Source organism: Streptomyces pathocidini, assembly GCF_001418495.1.
GTDB lineage: Bacteria > Actinomycetota > Actinomycetes > Streptomycetales > Streptomycetaceae > Streptomyces > Streptomyces pathocidini.
The window spans coordinates 1-1,504 of the sequence record NZ_LIQY01000731.1 but is presented as its reverse complement, the minus strand read 5'-3'; the positions used below and the strand labels follow the sequence as shown (position 1 = coordinate 1,504).

Below are 1,504 nucleotides of genomic sequence, written 5' to 3'. Positions count from 1 at the left end.
GGCCAACCCGACCTCGCCGCAGTCGACCGCCGCGTCGCCGCTGACCCCGCCCCCGTCGAGCGGTCCGAACCTCTCGAAGTAGCGGCCCCGTCCGCACGGCCCCTGATGGCCCCCTTCCCGTGACCGCGGGGCGGGGGCCATCGTGTTCCCGCGCGGGGTGCGAGATAACGCTTTGGGCAGGGTGCCGACGGTGCCCATTGACCCCGTTCCCACCGCCGCCTAACGTCGCCTCCCAGCAATAGGAAAGTTTCCTAACAATTCGCGGGAGGTGACCGCTCATGGCCGCGACGCCGGGAACCCCGCGCGTACTGCGCGCGATGAACGACCGCACGGCGCTGGACCTGCTCCTGGAGCACGGCCCGCTCTCCCGCACCCGTATCGGCAAGCTCACCGGCCTCTCCAAGCCGACCGCCTCGCAGCTCCTGGCCCGCCTGGAGGCCGCCGGGCTCGTCGTCGCCACCGGCACCAGCGAGGGCCGGCCAGGACCCAACGCCCAGCTGTACGCGGTGAATCCGGCCGCCGCCCACGTCGCGGCCCTGGACGTCACCCCCGGCCACGTCCGCGCCGCGGTCGCCGACATCACCGGCCGCACCGTCGGCTCGTACGAGCTGCGCACCGAGGGCCGGCAGGCCGGGAGCGCCGTACGGCACGTGGTGGACGCGGTCGACGGCGCCGCCGGGGCCGCCGGTCTCGGCCGCGAGGCCCTGCACCGGGTCGTCATCGGCACCCCCGGCGCCTTCGACCCCGGCACCGGCCGGCTCCGCTACGCCAGCCACCTGCCCGGCTGGCACTCCCCCGCCCTGCTCGACGAGCTGGCCGCGGCCCTGCCGATGCCGCTGGAGTACGACAACGACGTGAACCTGGCCGCGGTCGCCGAGCAGCGGCTCGGCGCAGCCCGCGGCCACGACGACTTCGCACTGCTGTGGAACGAGGAGGGCATCGGCGCCGCGATCGTCATCGGCGGGCGCCTGCACCGGGGTTGGACCGGCGGCGCGGGCGAGGTCGGCTTCCTGCCGGTGCCCGGCACCCCGCTCGTACGGCAGGTCGCCCGGGCCAACGCGGGCGGCTTCCAGGAACTGGCCGGTCCCGAGGCCGTCGCCGTCCTGGCAAGGGAGTTGGGCCTGGCCGTCCCGGACGGCACACCCCAGGAAACCGCGCAGAGCCTCCTCTCGCGGGCCGCGGAGGCCGCGGCGGGGTCCGGGCCCGACCGAACCCCCGACAGCGCCCTGGAGGAGCTCCTGCGGCGTTACGCGACCCGGCTCGCCGTCGGGCTCGCCTCGCTCGTCGCCGTGCTCGACCCCGAACTCCTCGTCCTCTCCGGCGGTGTGCTCGCCGCCGGCGGGGAACCCTTGCGCGCCCTCGTCCAGGCCGAGCTGGCCGACCTGGCCGTGCCGCGCCCCCGGCTCGTCGCCGGCGCCGTACAGGGCCGGCCCGTGCTGTGCGGGGCGCTGGAGAGCGCGCTGGCCACCACCCGCGACGAGGTCTTCAACACCACACGCTAGCC

At 75.7% G+C, this 1,504-nt stretch carries 1 protein-coding gene; it reads left to right on the top strand.

Annotation, left to right across the window (positions count from 1 at the left end; all coding sequences use genetic code 11):
• The first annotated feature begins 278 nt into the window (after positions 1–278).
• On the top strand, positions 279–1,502 hold the full coding sequence (locus AOK16_RS24875; protein WP_055474327.1) for an ROK family transcriptional regulator: 1,224 nt from the start codon (positions 279–281) through the stop codon (positions 1,500–1,502).
• The last annotated feature ends 2 nt before the right edge of the window (positions 1,503–1,504 follow it).

Coding starts and splice junctions, on each gene's coding strand:
- AOK16_RS24875 (WP_055474327.1), top strand. CDS start 279: ATGGCCGCGACGCCGGGAACCCCGCGCGTACTGCGCGCGATGAACGAC.